The 19,503-nt window shown below is 65.3% G+C and carries 17 protein-coding genes and 4 pseudogenes; 10 read left to right on the forward strand and 11 right to left on the reverse strand.

Annotated elements, in window-relative coordinates; translation table 11 throughout:
- Window positions 1–186 precede the first annotated feature (186 nt).
- From FDZ84_RS23340 to FDZ84_RS23350, 3 genes are read right to left on the reverse strand one after another with little or no spacing between them, the layout of a single operon-like run.
- A complete protein-coding gene (locus tag FDZ84_RS23340) occupies window positions 187–849 on the reverse strand; it encodes a hypothetical protein (RefSeq protein ID WP_168587644.1) in 663 nt (220 codons plus the stop codon).
- The gene (locus tag FDZ84_RS23345; RefSeq protein ID WP_168587645.1) at window positions 846–1,385 is read right to left on the reverse strand and encodes a hypothetical protein; all 540 of its coding nucleotides are present in this window, start codon (window positions 1,383–1,385) and stop codon (window positions 846–848) included. Before FDZ84_RS23345 ends, FDZ84_RS23340 begins: the two co-directional genes overlap by 4 nt.
- Window positions 1,378–2,613, reverse strand: a complete 1,236-nt coding sequence (locus FDZ84_RS23350; RefSeq protein WP_168587646.1) for a hypothetical protein — start codon at window positions 2,611–2,613, stop codon at window positions 1,378–1,380. Before FDZ84_RS23350 ends, FDZ84_RS23345 begins: the two co-directional genes overlap by 8 nt.
- A 404-nt stretch (window positions 2,614–3,017) precedes the next feature.
- On the opposite strand from FDZ84_RS23350, the gene FDZ84_RS23355 reads away from it, so the two are divergent.
- Window positions 3,018–4,559: an IS1380 family transposase gene (locus FDZ84_RS23355; protein WP_246868362.1), complete on the forward strand. Its 1,542-nt coding sequence runs from the start codon at window positions 3,018–3,020 to the stop codon at window positions 4,557–4,559.
- A 1,241-nt stretch (window positions 4,560–5,800) separates the two neighbouring features.
- On the opposite strand, the gene FDZ84_RS23370 is transcribed toward FDZ84_RS23355, so the two are convergent.
- The 3 genes from FDZ84_RS23370 to FDZ84_RS23380 all read right to left on the reverse strand — a co-directional run bounded on the left by FDZ84_RS23370 (window position 5,801) and on the right by FDZ84_RS23380 (window position 9,347).
- Window positions 5,801–8,254 (reverse strand): hypothetical protein, encoded by a 2,454-nt coding sequence (locus FDZ84_RS23370; RefSeq protein ID WP_168587647.1) that lies wholly within the window; start codon window positions 8,252–8,254, stop codon window positions 5,801–5,803.
- Window positions 8,255–8,597: 343 nt separating this feature from the next.
- Complete coding sequence (locus FDZ84_RS40845; RefSeq protein ID WP_168590291.1) at window positions 8,598–8,825, reverse strand: LysR family transcriptional regulator; 228 nt, start codon at window positions 8,823–8,825, stop codon at window positions 8,598–8,600.
- A gap of 213 nt (window positions 8,826–9,038) precedes the next feature.
- Window positions 9,039–9,347: a hypothetical protein gene (locus tag FDZ84_RS23380; RefSeq protein ID WP_210435063.1), complete on the reverse strand. Its 309-nt coding sequence runs from the start codon at window positions 9,345–9,347 to the stop codon at window positions 9,039–9,041.
- Window positions 9,348–9,780: 433 nt separating this feature from the next.
- On the opposite strand from FDZ84_RS23380, the pseudogene FDZ84_RS40850 reads away from it, so the two are divergent.
- A pseudogene (locus FDZ84_RS40850) lies at window positions 9,781–9,972 on the forward strand (transposase); the annotation flags it as partial.
- Window positions 9,973–10,103: 131 nt separating this feature from the next.
- Here the strand turns inward: FDZ84_RS40850 and FDZ84_RS23385 are convergent.
- On the reverse strand, window positions 10,104–11,060 hold the full coding sequence (locus FDZ84_RS23385) for a cyclase family protein (RefSeq protein ID WP_246868363.1): 957 nt from the start codon (window positions 11,058–11,060) through the stop codon (window positions 10,104–10,106).
- 213 nt (window positions 11,061–11,273) lie between these two features.
- Complete coding sequence (locus FDZ84_RS40855; RefSeq protein WP_168587648.1) at window positions 11,274–11,447, reverse strand: hypothetical protein; 174 nt, start codon at window positions 11,445–11,447, stop codon at window positions 11,274–11,276.
- Here FDZ84_RS40855 and FDZ84_RS40860 point away from each other — a divergent pair.
- The 4 genes and pseudogenes from FDZ84_RS40860 to FDZ84_RS23405 form a co-directional block, all read left to right on the forward strand.
- Window positions 11,421–11,639 carry a site-specific integrase gene (locus FDZ84_RS40860; RefSeq protein WP_371812657.1) on the forward strand — a complete coding sequence of 73 codons (219 nt, stop codon included), beginning with the start codon at window positions 11,421–11,423 and terminating at the stop codon, window positions 11,637–11,639. The genes FDZ84_RS40855 and FDZ84_RS40860 overlap by 27 nt on opposite strands.
- 506 nt (window positions 11,640–12,145) lie before the next feature.
- Window positions 12,146–12,785, forward strand: a pseudogene (locus FDZ84_RS23395) (dihydrofolate reductase family protein).
- 38 nt (window positions 12,786–12,823) lie between these two features.
- The gene (locus tag FDZ84_RS23400; protein ID WP_168587649.1) at window positions 12,824–13,147 is read left to right on the forward strand and encodes a YciI family protein; all 324 of its coding nucleotides are present in this window, start codon (window positions 12,824–12,826) and stop codon (window positions 13,145–13,147) included.
- Window positions 13,144–13,787 (forward strand): annotated as a pseudogene (locus FDZ84_RS23405) (RNA polymerase sigma factor); the annotation flags it as partial. The gene FDZ84_RS23400 and the pseudogene FDZ84_RS23405, both read left to right, overlap by 4 nt.
- 334 nt (window positions 13,788–14,121) lie before the next feature.
- On the opposite strand, the gene FDZ84_RS39180 reads toward FDZ84_RS23405, so the two are convergent.
- The 3 genes and pseudogenes from FDZ84_RS39180 to FDZ84_RS40865 form a co-directional block, all read right to left on the reverse strand.
- On the reverse strand, window positions 14,122–14,967 hold the full coding sequence (locus tag FDZ84_RS39180) for a hypothetical protein (RefSeq protein ID WP_246868364.1): 846 nt from the start codon (window positions 14,965–14,967) through the stop codon (window positions 14,122–14,124).
- A gap of 289 nt (window positions 14,968–15,256) precedes the next feature.
- Window positions 15,257–16,105: pseudogene (locus FDZ84_RS23420) on the reverse strand (transposase); the annotation flags it as partial.
- Window positions 16,036–16,545 carry a DUF6444 domain-containing protein gene (locus tag FDZ84_RS40865; RefSeq protein ID WP_371812913.1) on the reverse strand — a complete coding sequence of 170 codons (510 nt, stop codon included), beginning with the start codon at window positions 16,543–16,545 and terminating at the stop codon, window positions 16,036–16,038. The pseudogene FDZ84_RS23420 and the gene FDZ84_RS40865, both read right to left, overlap by 70 nt.
- Here FDZ84_RS40865 and FDZ84_RS23425 point away from each other — a divergent pair.
- The 4 genes from FDZ84_RS23425 to FDZ84_RS23440 all read left to right on the forward strand — a co-directional run bounded on the left by FDZ84_RS23425 (window position 16,433) and on the right by FDZ84_RS23440 (window position 19,487).
- Entirely contained in the window at window positions 16,433–16,750 is a 318-nt protein-coding gene (locus FDZ84_RS23425; protein WP_168587651.1) for a hypothetical protein, read from the forward strand. The two genes, FDZ84_RS40865 and FDZ84_RS23425, sit on opposite strands and share 113 nt — an antisense overlap.
- A gap of 209 nt (window positions 16,751–16,959) precedes the next feature.
- On the forward strand, window positions 16,960–17,388 hold the full coding sequence (locus FDZ84_RS23430) for a transposase family protein (RefSeq protein ID WP_210435064.1): 429 nt from the start codon (window positions 16,960–16,962) through the stop codon (window positions 17,386–17,388).
- Between the two features lie 156 nt (window positions 17,389–17,544).
- The gene (locus tag FDZ84_RS23435) at window positions 17,545–17,871 is read left to right on the forward strand and encodes a hypothetical protein (protein WP_168587652.1); all 327 of its coding nucleotides are present in this window, start codon (window positions 17,545–17,547) and stop codon (window positions 17,869–17,871) included.
- An 89-nt stretch (window positions 17,872–17,960) separates the two neighbouring features.
- On the forward strand, window positions 17,961–19,487 hold the full coding sequence (locus FDZ84_RS23440; protein WP_168587653.1) for an IS66 family transposase: 1,527 nt from the start codon (window positions 17,961–17,963) through the stop codon (window positions 19,485–19,487).
- The last annotated feature ends 16 nt before the right edge of the window (window positions 19,488–19,503 follow it).

Here is a 19,503-nt window from a genome sequence, read left to right on the forward strand (position 1 = left end):
TGCCTGCCCCGTTGGAGTCCACCGGCCCCTGGCCAGCAATCGTGATCAGCGTTCCTGGAACAAGCGGAACCGGATCAGTCGACAACCGTGAAATGTTGATCATTTGGATGCCGACAAGAACCCGGGAGCCCACGACGTCGCGTTCGCCCGCGTCGCCGAAGCCCGGACCGCTCGGTTCAGGAAAAGTCATCGGTCTCCCTCGGAGTTCTGAGAATGATTGCGTCGCAGCCGAATCGCATCGGCGAGTGCGGTCTCCGGGCCCGCCGCAAGGATGAGTTCGTCTTGCAACCGGGCCCGCGCTGCCGGCGTCAACCGGTGGAACTGAGGGCCAGGTACGTAAGACGCACCCGACACGCCCAGGTGCTTGGGAGTCGTGACCCGGCGGAGGAGACCTGCCGCGTGCAGGCGGGTCAGGGACTCCTGCACCGCTCCCTTGCCGAGCTGATTCAGCTCCTTGAGATCAACCGGCGTGGTCGGGTGCGTCGACACCCACTCGTCGCGCGCCAGGGCACCCTGCGAACGCGGGATCGCCACCGAATAAATGAGAACGACCACCAGCACGGCCCGATCGACGTCGGTGAGATGGTCACCACCCTCACTGACCAGCTCCGCCGCGATGTCGTCCCGATATCCTGATGTCCAGCGACCGTTACCAACTCGGATCAAGGTTCGACCGGAGATCGCCAGCAGCTCATCCAGTTTCGCGCGGAGCGTCACGTCGCGAAGTGCCCGCAACGACATCTCGGACGCGGGTTCCGACTGAGTCTCCACAGCGGCCCATGCAGCCACGACGTCGGCTCGGTTGGACTCGCTCAACGAACTCAGGGTGGACTCGAACGGATCGCTCATGCGCTGCTCTCCGACCTCCCCCTTGGCAGGGTGCGGCAGATTTCTGCGAACTGATCAAGGTCGGCCTGCGGCCACGTGGCGACTCGGGCGCCGAGACGGATGACGCCGGTGTCCTCGTCCCAGAGCAACCATCCGGATGCTGAGAGCCGGCGAGCGACTTCCGTGACCCCGTCACGCAGCTTCCCCCACGTCTGGGTGGGCCGAAGCAATGTCCGTACGTCGGTCACCGCGCCCACCGACGTGGGGATGCCCGGCCACGGGGACGAGGCGAAGTCGGTCCAGCACAACCGAAGGCAGCAAGCGAGCACCTCGCAGGTCAGCGCCGAACGCTCCACTGTGGGCGGGCTCATCCCCAATTCGTGAAGCACGGCCGGGGTCACATCGTCGGGAGTGCCCGGAACCCACCACACCTGGTCACCGCCGGGCTCGATCAACCGTGACATGCCGACCGGAGTGCGTCGTCCCGCATCTTTTCGCTCAAGTCCGCGCGCTCGACTCCGCGCCCAGGCCAGCGCTTCCGAGCGCACCTCATCCATCCGGCCGCTCCGCCACAGCAGCGAGCCTTCGACCGAACCAGCCGTCCGTCACCCACGAGGGCGTTAGGCCCGGATCAGCGTCGAGACGAGGTCCCCACGACAGCTCGTAAGGCAAGTTGGATTCGTTAGCGATCGCCGTCAACTCCGCGAGTACGCGTCGGGCAGTGGGCCAGTCACCACAGTCCCGGAGGAGGTCATGCACCGCGATCCGATCGCGGCCATCCAGAACATCCTCGGCGATCTCCCGCAGCGCCTGACGGTCACGCATCGTCCGATCGTCGACAGACTCCGGTGACACCGGATCCGTCGTACTGGACCGGGGCGGCGCCGTGCGCTCCGTCGTCGGTCGGGCGAGCTGATCCAACGCATCGCGCATCTGTCCTGGTTCAATCCACGGCATCGGCGCATCGAAGACGAACGAGGTCAACACGGTGCTCAGCTGTTCCACCGTCGCGTGCTTCACGAAGCTCGTCCAGGCCCGCGGCGGCAACATCCCGAGTGCACGGGTTGTTCCCGCTGACGACTGCAACCGAGCACATGCCGATTGGGTGGCATCTCCATACGCCCGAATCGCCGCACGCAGCTCGGCGCACGGACGGGCGAGAACGGTCCACTTGTTCAGGATCACGCGGTGGACTTCGTCGGCCTGCGCCTTCAGCGTGTGCGCGTCCCATAGCAGCACCGCCTTTTCCCGCAGCCGCTCCTCGTCGTCCGCGACAACCAGGCTCGACAGCTCCGATGCGATCAAACGAAACACATGAGTCAGGCGTGCCGCAGCTGCCCGGCCGTCCGCTTTGGTCGCGCTATCGCTGTTGAGATTCAGTTGCTCCATCGCCAGCAGTTGATGCAACTCCGACTGCCCACCGCGGGCCATCATCCGACGCAAGAACAACAGCGAGACATATGTCGTGAACGACGCCCGGAACTGCCGTGCGTTCGGGCGCGGAAACATCGGCTGAACTGCACCGAGGTCCTTCAGGACGTTGAAGCGTTGAGCGAAGACCTTCTCCGGATACTCGCGACACGCATGCCGTGCCTGCTCGAACGTCAGCCCGTCGACGCCGGCCTCCGCGAACGCCGCAAACAGAGTGTCAGCGATCTCCACCATGACCGGATCAGTGATCACAGAGCCCGCATCCCGCCCCAACACGGCCACGATCTGCCGATAGATCGACAGCACGGCCTCGTCCTCGGCCGCGCTCTCCAACGCCAGCTGCGATTCGTCCACGACCGCGAAGGTAGAGAAAACGGCCGACAGCTCCGCGTCTCAAACACCCGTTCGTATCGCTGAGCGTAACTCCGATTGATCCATTCGGAGCTGCCTGCGCTCACCTGTCGCAGTGAGCGCAGGGAGTAGAAAGTGCCCGGGGTGGCTCCGTTGTCACCGTCGCCGCGTACGTGCCTCCTTCAGGTGATCACCAGTGTCCTAGAACACACACCGAAAGCCCAATGGCGGTCCAGAGCCGATTCTGAACCGCTCCCAGAACGTTCGACGGACACTCCGCTGTGCCTTACCGCGTCCTGCAGTCCGCGGGATCACAGGGGCTCTTGTTAGCCCTGACTTTTCATGTGGGTCGGTTGTGTTGCGGCGTGCCTGAACACAGAAAGTGCTCCTGACCTGGGAGGATACGGGTGTCTGACGTCCGTATCGCAACCAAGGTGAGGAGCACTTTCGAGGTGCAGGCTACTGGGTGGTCGCGGGGTTTGGAAGTCACCGCTGATGGTGAGGGGATCGTGTCGCACGCCGGGCTTGCGCTGCTGCGCGGGTTGACCGATAAGACGGGTTTGACCGCAGGCTTGTCGAAGGCGCTGGCCGGCACCCGGTTGCTGGTGCATAACCGGGGCCGGGTGGTAGCGGATGTGGCGTGCGCGATCGCCGACGGGGCGCGGGCGATCAGCGATTTCCGGGTGATGGGTGACCAGCGGGAGCTGTTCGGGCCGGTGGCGTCGGTGCCCACCGCGTGGCGGACGTTGGAAGAGATCGCCGACGGCGGAACCCGCACGGCGAAGAAGATCACCGCCGCAGTGAACACTGCCCGCCGGTATGCGTGGGACCAGATCGTGACACGCCACGGCACGCTTCCCGGGGTGCGCATCGCGGACAAGACCCTGGAGGGGGTGACCTGCGTCCGCATCGACGCGACGGTCACTGACGCGCATTCGGACAAGGAGTGGGCGGAGGCGAACTTCAAGGGGTTCGGCCATCACCCGCTGCAGGCCTACTGCGACAACACCGGGGGTGAGCCGCTGGCGTGGATGCTGCGCCGCGGTTCGGCCGGCAGCAACACAGCCGAGGACCACATCGCCATCACCGATAGTGCGATTGCCGCGCTGCCACAACAGTTTCGGAGGCGGTTGATGGTCACTGTGGACGGTGCCGGCGCCAGTCACGAGCTCATCGCACATCTGGACAAGCTCGCGTCCCGGCGCGGATACCAGCTCATCTACTCGGTGGGGTGGGCGCTGACCGAGCGGGAGAAGACCGCGATCCGGCTGGTGCCCGAGCGGGCGTGGGTGCAGGCGATCGGGCCGCGCGGGCAGCTGCGTGAGCGACGCGCCGAGGAAGCCTGCGACAACCCCCGGTGCACACACGCCCGCTGCTGGGTCGAGCAGGCCCACGTGGCCGAGCTGACCGGGCTGCTGCGGCAGGGACCAGGCGGCGACCAACTCTCCGCCTGGCCGGAGAAGATGCGGGTGTTCGTGCGTCGCGAACGTCCCCATCCTGGGGCGCAGCTGACCCTGTTCGAAACCCAAGACGGGTGGCGCTACACGCTGTGGGTCACCAACCGTCCCGAGACCACGAAGGGGTGGCTGGGGCAGTCGCAGTACATCGACGCCGCGCACCGGGTGCACGCCCGGGTGGAGGACTGCATCCGCACCGGCAAGGACACCGGCCTGGGCCGATTCCCCTCCCGCGACTTCGCGATCAACACCGCCTGGCTGACCACATCCATGACCGCCGCCATCCTGCTCTCCTGGCTCAAACTCCTCGCCCTCGACGGCGCTCTGGCCAAAGCCGAGCCGAAAACGTTGCGCTACCGCATCCTGCACACCGCGGCCCGCCTCGTCCGCGGCGGCCGCCGACGACGACTCAAAATTCCCCGCACCTGGCCCTGGGCCACCCAGATCGAGAGCGCCTGGCAGCGCATCACCGCCCTGCCACAAGCACCCTAACCAGCGCCAACCCGCCCCTACGACCCAAGAAAGACCCCGGGGCCCGTGGAACCCCCGGCCACCCGGCCCGACAGCCGGGCAACCATCACGCCCAGGCCGCGAAAACCAGCCCCACCACAGCAAAACCCAACCCCCTCACCCGCTCACCGACCGCCATGAAAAGTCAGGGTTAGGCACCCGGCTTTGCCCCTGTGGCATCGCTGCGGTTACGCCGTAGACAATTCGCCGCAGCCTTCCAGACCAGGCATCGAAGACCCTTCCGGAAGTTCCTCGCCCGCAATGAGAGGCAAGTTCGCACCACAATCCAGCCCGAATCCACCGGGTTAGAGCTGGCACGTGATTAAGAGGCGTAACGAAGCCGGTTCCTCTCGTATACCTTCCCGTCTTGCTCACCACGCCCGGCCCATCCGGCAGTCCTGAGCCGACGCGACTTTGTCGAGGATGCTCCCATCCTCCCCGGCGATCCCCGGATTGGACTTCCTCCAGCTTCACCCCACCGCTACGACGCCGAGGCAACGAACGGTCTTTCACCTCCGTCCGGAGGCAGCAGAGCCTCGTGGCGCGCTCGATCAGCACGTAGAGTGCGGTCAGGAGGGTGTTCAGTTCTTTCGTCACAGTTTGATCTTGAACACCCTCCTCCCAGGCCGTCACACCGGCCCCCTTCACATGATCTTCACGGAATCAATCATCTAGGACAGCCACCTCCCAGCCCGGCGTCACGCTCGCAGACGGGAGACTCCAATCGATCGCATCAGGTCGCACCACCACGTACTCCGTGCTCTCCGCATGCCGCGCACTCGCCTCCGCTCCACCAGAGGAGAACAGGAGCCCGAGACCCAGAACCGACGGTAGCCGTTTCACCTTTACGACTACCGCAAGGTCAGCACCCATCGCCGAGTGAAGGTCGAATCTCTGCCGGAGTACATGCGCCGCGACGATCAGCGCCGCCGCGAAGCCGCCGACGAACTCACCAGCCTCACCCACGAATTGGGGCTTTGATGGCCTTCGTCGTCATCTATGACGCCAACGTCCTCTACCCCAACGTCCTGCGCGACCTACTGATCCGGGTCCGCAAGCTGATGATCCGGGCAATCCGGGACTGCCTGGTCCAGGGCTACGAACCGCTCATCGACGCCGTCACACTGCCCGACCCCGACGACCGTCACGTCCTGGCCGCCGCGATCAAAGCGCGCGCCCAGGTTGAGGCGCTGCAGCTCGACCAGGTAGGTGGTTCCTCGGGACTATTCGGTCGCCTGATCGACAGTCAGGTCCTCGACGCGGCCGTAGAGCATGTGTTCCCGACGTACTCCGTCGTCGTCGACGCCATCGGCGAATTCCTCCCAATCCATGTTGGAGATGGTGAGGTTGTTTTCGATCTCCTGGATGGTGTGCGGGACGGCGCGGAACGACCGGCCAGCGGGCTCGCCTGGCCAGTCGTTGGCCGGGTCAGGTTCCGAGCCGAGGTCCACGACCAGGATCGGGTGATCGAGGGAGTGAATTGTGGTCTCGTCAACGACCAGCAGCAGCGCGTGCGTGGCACGGTCCGGCCCGGACTCCAGCAGGTCAGTGACCGTCAAGCCGGCGAACGCCGGGTCGTCGACATACGTCACGTTGGCCTCGAACTCGTCCGGTGTCACCCAACTGATCCCGGCCTTCACTCGTTCCCAGGCTGTCTGGTCGGAGAAGTCGGTGCGGATCACCGGCACGTCCGGCGTGTCCGGCAGCTGTGGTGCGCCAGCCGGAACCGCGGGGCGGCGGGCCGCGCGCTTGAGGCTTGTTTTCGCCTGTCGCTGGTTCGAGGATTTCGTGAACTTGGCGTGGTCGCGTTTGTGCCCGTTGCGCCACATGACCTCGCCGTGGGCGTCCAGCATTTCCAGATCGCCGCTGTCACGGACCACGACCTGTTTGGGGTGGAAGGGGAACCGTGGTGTGGTGAGACTGTCCCATGCCTTGCGGACGCCGCGCAGGTCCACGCCGTTGGCCTCGTCCTTGGACCAGCGCAGGAACAGACCGTCCTCCTCCAGGACGAGCCGGGTGCCGAATCGATCCGGATACATCGCCGGGACCAGGTAGAACCAGCTGGTGATCTGACCCTGCGGCCCGTACATGAAGGTGCCACCGTGCTGATGGTCGTGCACCAGCACGTACTGGCCGTTGGGGGAGGTCAGGCTCTGGTCGGCCAGGCTCTGCCCGACCAGCATGCGGTCTCGACGTGCGACGGGCAAAGGCGGCAGCTGGATGTCGGCAGTGGCGGTGTCGGTGTGCCACACGACCTCGCCGGAGCCGTTGAGCAGGACGACGTCGCCGTCGTCCCGGACCTCGAGCATCACAACACCGCAGCCTGCCGTGCCGGTGGACCGCAGCAGGGCCCCATCTTCATCATGCGCTACGAGATCGCCGTCCGGCTGCAGGGTGACATCGCTGACACCGGTGCCGCTGCGCTTCTGCCGCCAGTCCTCGGGGCTGAACGTGCTGGACCACCACAGCGGCTGGCGATCGTGGTTGCGGATAAGAACGAGGTCGTCGAAACCGAAGTGCTTGAGGGTGAACGCGTCGTTGAGTGAGGTCAGGGACTGCCGTCGCAGACTCTCGCCGACCCGCAACTGGTGTCCTCCAGCGATCAGGTCGTCTTCCGTCGGCGGTGTTGAAGGTGAGCCGCTGGAGCGCGCAAGGACCCTGGTGCCGGGGAATTGAGCCAGTCGCCGTGTGTGCCGGCCGGGCAACTCCTCAGGCAATGGTTCCATTGACGTGTCCGGTGCTTCTGGCACGGCACACGACCCTCGGTATGCGATGGGGGCATGGCCCGGGCATTGGCGGTAGCCGGTGAAACCGCTGCCTGGGGCGAGGAACCGGACGGTTTCGAGTTGCAGATGCGGGGAACCGTTATTACCGACGATGTCAAGGCGGTAGCAGACATAAGCTCCGGGTTCGGCGATCGGATATGTCCTGGACTCGTGCCGGTCAGTGAACGACTGGTGCGTGCGTGTGTCCAGGACCCGCCACAGGTTCCCGTCTACGGAGCCGCGCAGGATCCATGCGGCCGGGTCCCGATCGGGTGCGTCGTTGGCGGAGGTGAGGACGTACCGGTCCGCCGCGATCGGTTGCGGAAACTGGAATTCCAGGGACGCCCGGTCATGTGGTGCGAACCATTTGCTGTGTGTTCCCTCGATGAGGTTCGCGGCCACCTCGCCCGCGTCGCGATACTCGGCGCTGGCCCACACGTAGGTCACCATCCCGGTGACATCCGCGTTGCCGGTCGGGCTCACCGAACGCAGGGCAATCGAGCAGGAGTTGCCCGTCCGGTCGCGCCAGGCTATCCACAGCGGCGCCGCGTCAGCACCATCGTCGATCAGCAACCGGAGTGGTTCCGACGGGTGCCGGCCTGTTGCGTCCTCGACCTCCGTGTCGAACTCATATCCACGAGCATCGCCGGTCCCTGGTGAGTCTCCCGGCTGGCCGCGGAGCTCGCCTCGTACCTCCAGCACATCGCCGTTGCTGGGGCGGCGATGGCCGTAGCAGCTCGTCATGTCCGGCGAGAAACCGACCGCGGACCATGAGCCGTCCGCGGCGCCCCACGACAACTCGTCCAGCACCACGTTCTCACCGTTGTCGACGTGTACCAGTAGCTCGTGACCTGGCGCCCACTTCGCGGAGTTCAGGACACGCGACCACACCTGAAAGGTGTACGCAGACACCGCACCCGTCATAAGCTCGAATGCTCCTCGCTGGTCATGGCGTCGGCATGATGACTCAGCGACGCGTGATCTAACTGCACCGTAGGGTGCGTCACCCCACGGTTAAGAGTTGTCCAGTGAAAATGGTCCTGTCAGCTACAAGGTCTGCACGAAGGGCCCGAGACGTAGCTCTGCGTACTGTTACTGACACGTTCCGTTTGTGGCTGAGAATCTGTACCGAGATGCTGGGAGGTGGCCGCTCGGACTGGCTTCTAACGGGCCATTGCATGCGGAAATGGGATTATCGACATCCCAGGTAACGCGGCCGGAAGGTACTCGTGTGTGCAGCAATTTCTGAATCCCGTCACCGTGTCATAGCTCGACAAGATCGAGGTTGCGGGCTCGCCGTCATCACTGCGGCGGCGTTGCCCATACCGGCGAGCATGGCCAGAACTGGGACTACTTCCGCCTTGAATGCGACGCCTGCGGGGGTGAGGCGGATGCCGTCAGGGTCGGATGTCTTGTCCAGGAGAGTGGCCCCGACAGCATGTTCGAGGTCGTTGATTTGGCGGGTGAGGACGGCTTTCCTGATGCCGAGGTGGTGGGAGGACGCATCAGCAACACCTCATCGAATCGGGGACGAATCCCCGTAGTCGTAGCACCAGGCGACGACAAACCCTCGTCGGCGTCGCTTGCCGTGCGCAAGTGCAGTCCGCTGTATTCGCGCAGGTAGCTGCGCCATTGCTGCTGTCCGCACCGACGCGAGGCAAAAACACCGCCCTTGCAGGGAACCATCAGTGCCCTCCTATACCAGCGCCACCCGCATCGGCGACGCGTCCGCGACGCTGAACTCACGAGTGCACAGAGCACGCCGGGCGTGACTGTGGTGGAACTCCGAGTAGCGGCGCGAGCCCGGCACCCACACGTCGCCGGAGCGCAGCGCGTCCCGCAACCCGAGCAACGTGCACAGCTTCCAGTAGTGCCGGTACGCCGTGGCATTGCCCGCCTTGGCGGCCTGGTCGAGGTAGCCGCGCCACTGGGTCGGCACGAACTCCGTCGGCGCCCCGGGCATCTTGCGCCCGCCCCCGACATACACCTCTCGCAGCACATCCACCACATCTGGTCGAGGCAGCGGACCGCGCCCAGGGGGTGGGAGGCGCCCGCCCCGCAACGCCGCCGCGGCGACCAAGAGCCACCGCGGTACGCGGCCGAAGGTGTTCGACGACGGCTTCGGAGGACATAGCAGGGTCCCTCCAAACAGGACACCGACACGCCCGGACACGGCTTCTGCGGTCACAAAGCGCGCGATCGAAGCCACGCTTGGCTGACGCCGCCCAACGAAGCGCCATCCAAGGCCGAGCTCGCAGCGCGAGGCCAGGGCAACGGACGGCCGGGATAAGCGGCGGTTACGCCGCAAAACGCGACCACACGCCTCTAAGTGCGTGGTTGAGAAGGATCGGCGTGTCTGCGTGACTCACCCGCCGTATGCCCAACTCTGGGCGGCTGGCACGACGCAGCGGGTACCCCTCGGACACCAGCGACGAGCAGTGGGCTCTGATCGAGCCGCTGCTGCCGGAGGTGAAGACCGGAGGCCGGCCGGAGAAGCATCCCGCCGCGCATTGGTGGACGCGATCCTCTATGTGGTGCGCACCGGATTCGCGTGGCGGCAACTGCCGGCCGACTTCCCGCCCTGGCAGGCCGTGTACTGGTACTTCAACCGCTGGGAACAGTACAAGGTCACCGAGCAGATCCTCCCGGTGGTGCGTGCACAGCTGCGGATCGCCGAAGGCCGTAACCCGCAGCCCAGCGCAGGGCTGATCGACTCCCAGACAGTGAAGGGTGCCGACACTGTCGGGCGCGAGTCCCGCGGTCAGAATGTGGCGATCGGGTTGACCGGGCTGCCGGACGTACCGGCGAAGCGGACCGGCGCGACTGCGAGGTGGAAGTTCCACTGGCCGAGCTCGGCAGCCGTCGTCGCGCACAACTCCAGGTCGCAGTTGTCGAGCAGCCACAGACCCATCGCAACGAGGCTCACAGCGTGAACCGGCATCAACACGTCTTCGTACCCCGACGGCTGAACGTCCTGGGGGGTGTCAGCGCCGATCAGCGCGACCTCCCGTTCATGCAGCCACGGCAGGCAGGACGCGTGCCAGCCGGCCTGCGTGAAACCGCTGGCCTCACCGGCCTCGTGCCGGACGCGGCCATAGCCGGTCCGCAGGAGTACCGCATCGCCGGATCGCACCCGCACACCCTGGCGACGCTCGGCCTCCTCGAGATCGTCGGGAAACACACCCTGCCCCGGTTCCAACCACGGCACATCGCGGACCCTCGCGATGTCCAGCAGGACACCACGCGTGATGATCCCGTTCGCCGCCGCCGTGACGGCCGCCCACGCCGATCCCGTTGCGGCGTCGACCAACGAGTGCGACCGCCCGTTGTACATCGTGCCGTCCCAGAAGATGTGGCACGGCGAGTCGACGTGGGTGAAGGTGTTGCCGTGGAACGTGATGCCGAGCCGCTCGGACGAAAAGCCCCAGCGCCGGTCGTTGCGGAATCCGGGCACCGGCATGTCCTCGGCACCCGGCATGTCGGCGGCGCACGGGCACGTCGTCGTCGACCGCTCCATGTCTTCCGGTACGGCAACCTCCCATGCGCACGACACGCTCCTGCCGTGGCGCACGGCCCGCGCCGCCGCCAGCCGGACGTCGTCGGTGATGTAGTTCAGAGTGCCGAGCTCGTCGTCGTCGCCCCACCGCCCCCAGTTCGACAGCGTGCTGAAGTACCCGAGCACGTCGTCCTGTGTCGGCATCGGTCGCCCTGCCGTCATCCCAGCATCGACTCCTCCGGTCACGCGGTTCGAGGCACCAAGGCCCGCTGAACTGGCATGACACTAGATCAGCGGGCCAGCAGTCGGCCGGTCCGGAGGTAGAGTACGGCACACCTGTGGTGCTGTGGCACCGGTAGCCGTTGATATTGCGTGCGAGGTACTGCTGGTGCAGTTGCAGAGTGACAAAGCTTTGTAAGAGCGTGCTTGAGGAGATCAACTACTGGTGGTGAAGGTGCGCCGCTGCTGGCGGGTGGCGAGGCCTCCGTGGGCGATCCGGCGGGTGATGGTGTTGATCGCGGCCCAGCGGATCATGGCCTCGGAGATGGCGGGGTCGCGTTCGTAGTCACGGGCCAGGCGGCGGTGCGCGGTCAGAAGGCATACGCCCATGACCTCAAGGACTGGTGGGCTTACCTTGGCCAACATGGGCTCGGCTGGCAGTCGGTGACGTTGGAGGATGTGGCGGGGTTCGTGACCTGGCTGCGGATGCCGCCGCATGCCCGGGACGGCAGGGTGGCTGTCCTGCCGACCGTGGAGCATCACTGCTCGGCAGCCAGCGTGAACCGGAACTGGCGGCGTTGACATCGTTCTGCGAGTTCCACGCCCGCCAAGGCGCTGAGCTGGCCGGGTTACTGGTCAGGATGCAACCGGCCGGCCGGCGGGGGTCGGCGACGTCGTTCAAACCATTCCTGCACCATGTCACGAATAACAAGCCCGACCGGCGGCGCGCGATCAAACTGAAGACGTCACCGCCGCGCCCGAAAGTCCTTACAGTCAAACAAGTCCAGGCAATACTGGACGCCTGCGAATGAGGTTGCCCTCGCGCCCGAGCCGCTCGACGCCCGCCACCACTGGTCCGGATCTTCGCGATCGATCTGGTCCAAAGAGCTTGTCCGCACTGGGCGCGCTTGAGGAAGTGGAGCGCGGTCGCCGCGAAACTGCCGTGTTGTCGGATCGCTGACGACCGGCGTCGGCGGAAAGTTCTCCGAAAGAAATCCGGGAGGCGGTGTCGGATCGGGGCGGAGGTGTTCGTAGCAGGGGTGAGGCCGCCCGCAAGGGGCGGCGCCAAGGCAAAGGGAACCGCGATCATGAAGCTGACGACCATGACTCAGGTCACCCTCGATGGAGTGATGCAAGGAAACGGCGGCGCGTCGGATGAGGACCACAGGAACGGATTCGAGCGCGGCGGATGGGCCCGCGGGCAGGGCGACAACGAGACCGACGTGTTCATCAACGAGACCTACCAGCGCGCCGACTCGTTCCTGTTCGGCCGGCGGACCTACGAGCTGTTCGCCGGCTCGTGGGGATCCTGGACGGAACTGGATGTCCCCGGCTGGGAGCTCGTCATACGAGCCTTGAACACACGGCCCAAGTACGTGGCATCGACCACACTCACTGACCCGGCGTGGTCGGGCACCACCGTCCTGTCCAACGACCTGGCGACCGCCATCGCGGAGCTGAAAGCCACGGCGGGGGGGGGGTGAGCTGCAGGTGCATGGCAGTGGCGCGCTGACCCGGTGGCTACTGGCCAACGATCTGGTCGACGAAATGACTCTGATCGTGGTCCCGGTGATTCTCGGCCAGGGCGCGCGATTGTTCCCGGAGAACGGCCCGGATCTCGCGCTCGACCTGGCCGAGTCGCAAGTGGACTCCAAGGGCGTGACGATCCAGGCCTACCGGCCAGCCGGGCTCCCGCACTATGCGCCGACTGAAGCACCTGCCCGGTAAACCACCAGTGTCTTGACACCACAGGAGATGATCCTCAGATGCAGTACCTGATTTCCGTGCTCCACGACCAGGCCGGCCTCGCCACCCCGGACGAGCACGCTGCGATCGACGTGTTCAACGACCGGCTCCAGGCCGAGGGCCACTGGGTCTTCGCCGGCGGCCTCGCCGCGCCCGACACGGCCACCGTCATCGACAACCGGGGCAAGGAAGCGCTGGTCACCGACGGGCCCTTCCTAGAGTCCAAGGAATACCTCGCCGGCTTCTGGATCATCGAGGCCCCCGACCTCGACGTAGCGCTCAAGCTCGCCGCCGACGGATCAAAGGCCTGCAACCGGAAGATCGAGGTGCGACCGTTCCCGTGAACAGGGTCGACACCCGCGAGGCGGTCACCCGGGCCCACCACGAGGAGTGGGCCCGGGTGACCGCCGCCCTGACCAGGCGCTTCGGCGACCTCGACATCGCCGAGGAAGCGGCCGCCGAGGCATTCGCGACCGCCGTCGAGCGGTGGCCGGCCGACGGCGTGCCCCCCAACCCCGGCGCCTGGCTGACCACCACCGCCAACCACAAGGCCATCGACCGCATCCGGCGCGAGAACAAGCGCGACGACAGCACAAGGAGGCTCAGATCCTGCACGACAACACCCCACCCGAGCCTCTCGGCGCCATCGACGACGACCGGCTCCGGCTGATCTTCACCTGCTGTCACCCGGCGCTGGCGCCGGAAGCCCGCCTGGCGCTGACGCTACGCATGGTCGGCGGTCTGACCGTGCCCAAGATCGCCCACGCCTTCCTGGTGGCCGAGACCACCATGGGGCAGCGGATCACCCGCGCGAAGACCAAGATCAAGGCGGCGCGCATTCCTTACCGGGTGCCGTCGGCCGAAGACCTCCAGGCCCGCGTGTCCGGCGTGCTGGCCGTCCTGTTCCTGGTGTTCAACGAGGGCTGCCTCGCGACCGGCCCGGACACCGATCCGGTAGGTCACGACCTGACCGCCGAGGCGATCCATGGGGCAGCGCTTCACACCCTTCGGAACCATGACCATCCGCCCTGCCAACTGAATCGTCAGCTCGCCCACGACACCGACGAGGAACAGCTCGTCAGTGTCGTCGTGAGTGTCGACCGGGACATCAACCTGTCAGTGTCCCAAGTCCACAGGCCGGCCGGCCACAAACTGGCCGAGATCTTCCAACCGCACCTCGCGCCAGTGGTTAGGCGTACTGCTGCCGCAACTGACCGGTGTGGTGGTGGAGCAGGTCGAGCGTGCTTGCCCACCATCCCAGGTGCACTTCCATGATCGGGAGTTACACCGCTTGTTTTACAGTCCCTCCTCTGTAGGTCTATTCGCCGCGATAGACGCAGTACAGTTGGTTGTTGAATACCGCGAGCGCCGGACCGGCGGCCGATTTGTTGTAGTTGGTGACGGGTTTGTCGACGCTCCATTGGGTGCCGTCGAAGGACGAATACGCATGTGTGTCGTCGTTTCCTCCGCGGTGGACACAGTACAGCGAGTTGTTGAACACCGCCAGGGCCGGTCGTGCGACGGTTTGGTGATTGGAAAACTCTTTTTCGCTACTCCAGGACTTGCCGTCGAATACGATGTATCTGAGGTTGATGTCGGTGTTGTCGCCGCGATAGACGCAGTACAGTTGGTTGTTGAATACCGCGAGCGCCGGACCGGCGGCCGATTTGTTGTAGTTGGTGACGGGTTTGTCGACGCTCCATTGGGTGCCGTCGAAGGACGAATACCAGAGAGTTGTGTCGTTGCCGCCCCGGTGGACGCAGTATAACAAGCCGTTGAACACGGCAAGGGCTGACCCGGTCGTGGACTGGTGGTTGGGAAACTTCGTTTCGCTGCTCCAAGATTTGCCGTCGAATACGATGTATCTGAGGTTGATGTCGGTGTTGTCGCCGCGATAGACGCAGTACAGTTGGTTGTTGAATACCGCGAGCGCCGGTCCGGCGGCCGAGTGGTAGTTCGCGATGGTGGTATCAGTGCTCCACTGGGTGCCGTCGAAGCCGGTGTACCAGACGGCGGTGTCGTTGCCGCCGCGGTGGACGCAATATAGGGTGTTGTTGAATACGGCGAGAGCCGGCTCGCTGGCGGTTTGGTGATTGGGAAACTTGGTTTCCGCGCTCCAGTCGTTGCCGTCAAAGCTGATCCATCGAACGGCATAGTCCGACATGACTGTTCGCCTTTCTTTGAATGGTACCGTGCGGCAATGTATCTGATCATGCTCGCGGAGCGAGTCTAAACCCGCGCCAGGTGGGACAGGAAGCGTCCAATCAGGTTCCGCTACGGCCGATGTAACTGGTCATTCGGCGGAGGGCAGCCAAGGTTTCCATTCAGGGCTGAACAGGACGCCGGGCGGTTTGATCTTTGTGGTCAGGCTGTGACCGGTGGCATCCAGGGGTTGCCGGTGAGGGCGGCATGGATTGCGTCGATGGCGCGTCGCCCGTGGTTGGTGGCGCTGGTCAGGTAGGAACGGACTCGGCAGAACCGGGCCAGGGTGGCCAGGGTGTGCCAGTAGCCGGAGACTTTCTGGTGCAGTTTCGGGCTTTTGAGTGCTTGTTCCGAGGCGTTGTTGGTCCAAGGCACCGCGAACACCCTGGTGAACAGCAGCCAGGGTGGTTGCCTTTGTCCCAGTCGCGGTGGCGGTTGGTGGCGATTCCCCAGGCGACGGCTTTGTCGTAGCGGGCGCGCAGGTCGGCTAGCAGGTCGGGGTCGAGGCGATCGGCCCCGGCGGCGTGGGCGTCGGCGACGGCGGTGTGCGCTTCGCGGAGTACGTTGCGGACCGTTGCCGCCCATCCCTGCTGGGTGGGGTGCAGGTCGAGAACGCCTTGCAGGTGGCGGAACAGGTGCGCCACACACTGCTGGACCCCGGCCGGCCGGGCGTCGAACTGATGCCAGGCGGTGTAGTCATCGCGCACGAGATACCCGGTGTAATCGTTGAAAAGCCCGAGGGTGCGCAGCGTTTTTTTGGTGCGTGCCAGCAGGTTCCGGTACCACACCAGCCGTTCATCCGGGGTGCGCACACAGACCACGTGTGGGGCGCCGGGGACCGGTTGGCCGTCCTCGCCAATGTCGGGGTGCGCGATGTTGACCGGTGTTTCGTCCGCGCACAGCACCGGTTCGGCGGCCAGCGCGGCGCGCATCGCGTCATCAAAGCCTGCCTGATCCAACGCGTCAGCGACACGTTCGTGCGCGCGGGCGACGAACCCGGTCGACACCGGAGCGGAAAGCAACGCTTCCATCAGCGTCGCGGTGCGCTCCACCGGCACATTCCCGGTCGAGGACAGCAGGACCGCCGCGGCGTTGACGTTCGGCCCGTAGCAGACCGCCCCGGCCTGCCCGAAAGCAACCGCCGCGGTCGTGGTCTTCCCGCAACTGCCGCACTGCCGTTTCGGCAGCCGGTAGTGCCCGCTGCAGCCGGATCGGCGGGGTATCCCAGACCTGCGTCCAAGACATCCCCGCATCCCGCGCCTCTGCCAGATCCGTGCCACAGCCAACACTGCGCAGGCTCAGGCGCGGTCTCACTGCGATCCGGCTTCACCGCGGGCTGCAAACCCGAGCCTCGATGCCCGGGTTGGCCGCCCGGCTTACGGTCCTTCGACCGCACCCGCTGTGAGCGCTGCGCGCGGCGTTTCCCCTTGGCCGCAAGCGAATCCTGCGACGGCGGGGTCGAGGAATTCGTCGAATCCATCCCCAACCTGCGCTTCAGCTCCGCGTTCTCCGCCCGCAGTGCCGCCACCTCGGCCGACAGCGCCGTCACCAATTCCGCAAGCTGCTCATACGACGGCGCAGGCTGCTCGGGCGGTACGGACACGGCCACAATGATCGACGATCAAGCCAACAAGATCAAGCCAGACACGCCCCACCAACCCCAGCTCAACCCAAGCCATGAATGGACACTATTGATCCGGGGTGGCAAATGTGTGATGAGGATTATTCAGAGGCATCAAAATTAAGTCGCCCGACCGGCGTGTTGACATAAGCGGCGGTCCGTTTACTGCGAGAATTGGGTTACCACACTCAAAACTGCAAGAAACGGACCACCTGTATGTATCATACCACCGGCCTCACCGCGGCACAGATCGCCGACTTGTGCGAGCTAATCAGGATGGAAACCGGGCAAGAGAATCAGCCGTGGCCACCGATTCTAGGATTGTGGAATTCTGTGGTCGTTGCGCTGACCTATCTGAGGCGCAATCGGGTCCAAGCTGAAATCGCAGAAACGTACGGAGTTTCCCAGCCGTCCATCAGTCGTGCGGTTACCACAGTGACGCCACTGATCAACCAGGTGCTCGCGAGGTTCGTGCCCACCGCCGACGAGTTGGACGACCGACAGCAGTACATCGTCGACGGCACGCTGCTGCCCTCCTGGTCCTGGTCCTCGCACCCCGAGTTGTACTCGGGCAAGCACAAGACCACCGGTATGAACGTGCAGATCGCCTGTACGGTCGACGGCAAGCTCAGGTGGATCTCCGATCCGATTGATGGCAGCCGGCACGACTCGTACTGCCTCGGTGAATCTGGCGTGCTGCTGACACTGACGCCCGCCAACCTTCGCCTCAGCGTGAATAACCCTCGATGTCAGGCGGCGTAGCGAACTTCGGGTTTGCCGAAGTAGGAGCGAACTTGGTCGGGCAGCTTCTGGAGGCGGTGGAGGAAGGAGCGGACCGGTAAACATTCAGCGGGTTCGTGAAGGTTGAGCGGCCGGTCTCCGTGCTGAAGGTGATCTTGGGTGGCTACGGTTGAAGGTATGGCTATCGAAGATGCTTGGGCTGTGGTCGACGCGCTCGCTGATCCGGAGACGCTGTATGTGTTCGGGGTGATCGCGGTGGGCGCGACACATGTGGGGATGAAGACTGAGCCGGGGACGCGGTCTATGCGGTATGTGACGACGTTCGGTGTGCAGCGCCAGACTTCGCTGTCGCGGGAGGTGGTGGAGTCGGCGGCCGCGCGGTTGAAGGCCGTGGGGTTGCTGGACGTCGTCGTCGATGAGGAACGTGGCTATGAAAGCTGGCGGGTGAGCGAGGCGGCGTTGGCGGCTGCGGCGGGCGAGGCGGTTCGGCAGGGTCGAGGCTGACCGGGTAGTCGAACCGGAGGAGGCCCTGCTGGTGTGTTGATCAGCGGTGGCGGCTGTAGTTTGATCTGGATGTGCCCGTTCCGGAGGAGATGTCGCGTGAGGAGTTGATCGCGCTTGTTGCCCACCGGGACTGTCAGTTCGCGGCGCGGGATGTGCGGATCGCTGCTCGGGATGAGCGGATCGCTGCGTTGTCGACACAGGTGGCGGGCCTGTTGGAGGTCAACGAGGAGTTGGCGGCGAAGCTGGCCCGGCTGGAGCACCTGCTGACCCGTAACTCGAGCAATTCCTCGATACCGCCGTCGAAGGATGACGATCCTGGCCGGATGCCGCTGGCGGTGAAGCCGGCACGGCGGGTTGGCGGGCCGAAGCGTGCGCGGGGTAAGCAGCCGGGGGCGCCGGGGGCGAACCTGGCCTGGGCCGACAATCCGGCCAAGCAGGTAGACCGGTTCCCGACCGGGCGTTGCGAGTGCGGCCATGACCTGGCTGGGGCCACCGATCTGGGGATCGTGGATCGCTATCAGCAGCACGAGATCCCGCTGATCAGCGTCACGGTGACGCAGTACGACCAGCATCAGGTGCGCTGCGGCTGCGGCCGGCTGCACACCGCCACCCGCCCCGAGGGCGCCCGCACCGGGTTGGTCGGGTACGGGCCGAATCTGCAAAGTTTCGCTGTCTATCTGATGGTGGTGCACTTCATCCCCGCCACGCGAGTGGTCGAGGTGCTCCAGTCGCTGACCGGCGCCACCCCCAGCGTCGGGTTCGTGCACGGCATGCTCGACCGCGCCGCAACACTGCTGGTTGAGGCGGACAAACGCATCCGCGCCCTGATCACCCTGGCCTACGCGGTCTGCGCCGATGAGACCCCGCTACGCGTCGGTGGCAAGACCCCGAAACCCGGGCGGAAGAAGGCCGACAAGTACCTGCTGGTGGCCTGCACCGAGCTCTACACCCACTACCTGCTCGGCAACCATGACCTGGACACCTTCAAGGCGTTCGTGTTCAAGGACCTGATCGACTCGGTGGTGGTGCACGACCGCTACCACCTCTACGACTCCGCCGAGATCGGCGAGCTGACCCACCAACTGTGCGGCCAGCATCTCCTGCGTGATCTTGCTGATGCCGCCGAAACCTACTCCGACGCGCACTGGCCCACCCAGATCGCCGACGCGCTGCGCGGCCTGATCCACCACGCCAACCTTGCCCGCGACGCCGGCCGCCGCGCCCTCAACGACGCCGTCCGCGACAAGCTGATCAACAATGTCCGGGACGGGGTGAAGGTCGGGCTGTCCGACACCACCAGCCACGGCACCAAGCCCGGTGAGCGCAAGGCCAGGCTGCTACTGGAGGTCCTGCGCGACCGCGAGGACGACGTGCTGCGATTCGCCCACGACCTGCGCGTACCACCCACCTCCAACCAGGCCGAACGCGACCTGAGACCGGCCAAGATCCAGCAGAAGATCTCCGGGCGGCTCACCAGCGAAGCCCGCACCAAGGACCGCTACCTGATCCGCGGCTACCTCTCCACCGCTGCCAAGCACGGCCGCAACACGATGGACGCCCTGCGCGAAGCGATCCTCGGTCACCCGTGGATGCCGCCAGACCCCGCCCCAGCCTGACCCCGCACCCCCTCCG

It is taken from the genome of Saccharopolyspora sp. ASAGF58 (assembly GCF_012277335.1).
GTDB classification, from domain to species: Bacteria; Actinomycetota; Actinomycetes; order Mycobacteriales; family Pseudonocardiaceae; genus Saccharopolyspora; species Saccharopolyspora hattusasensis.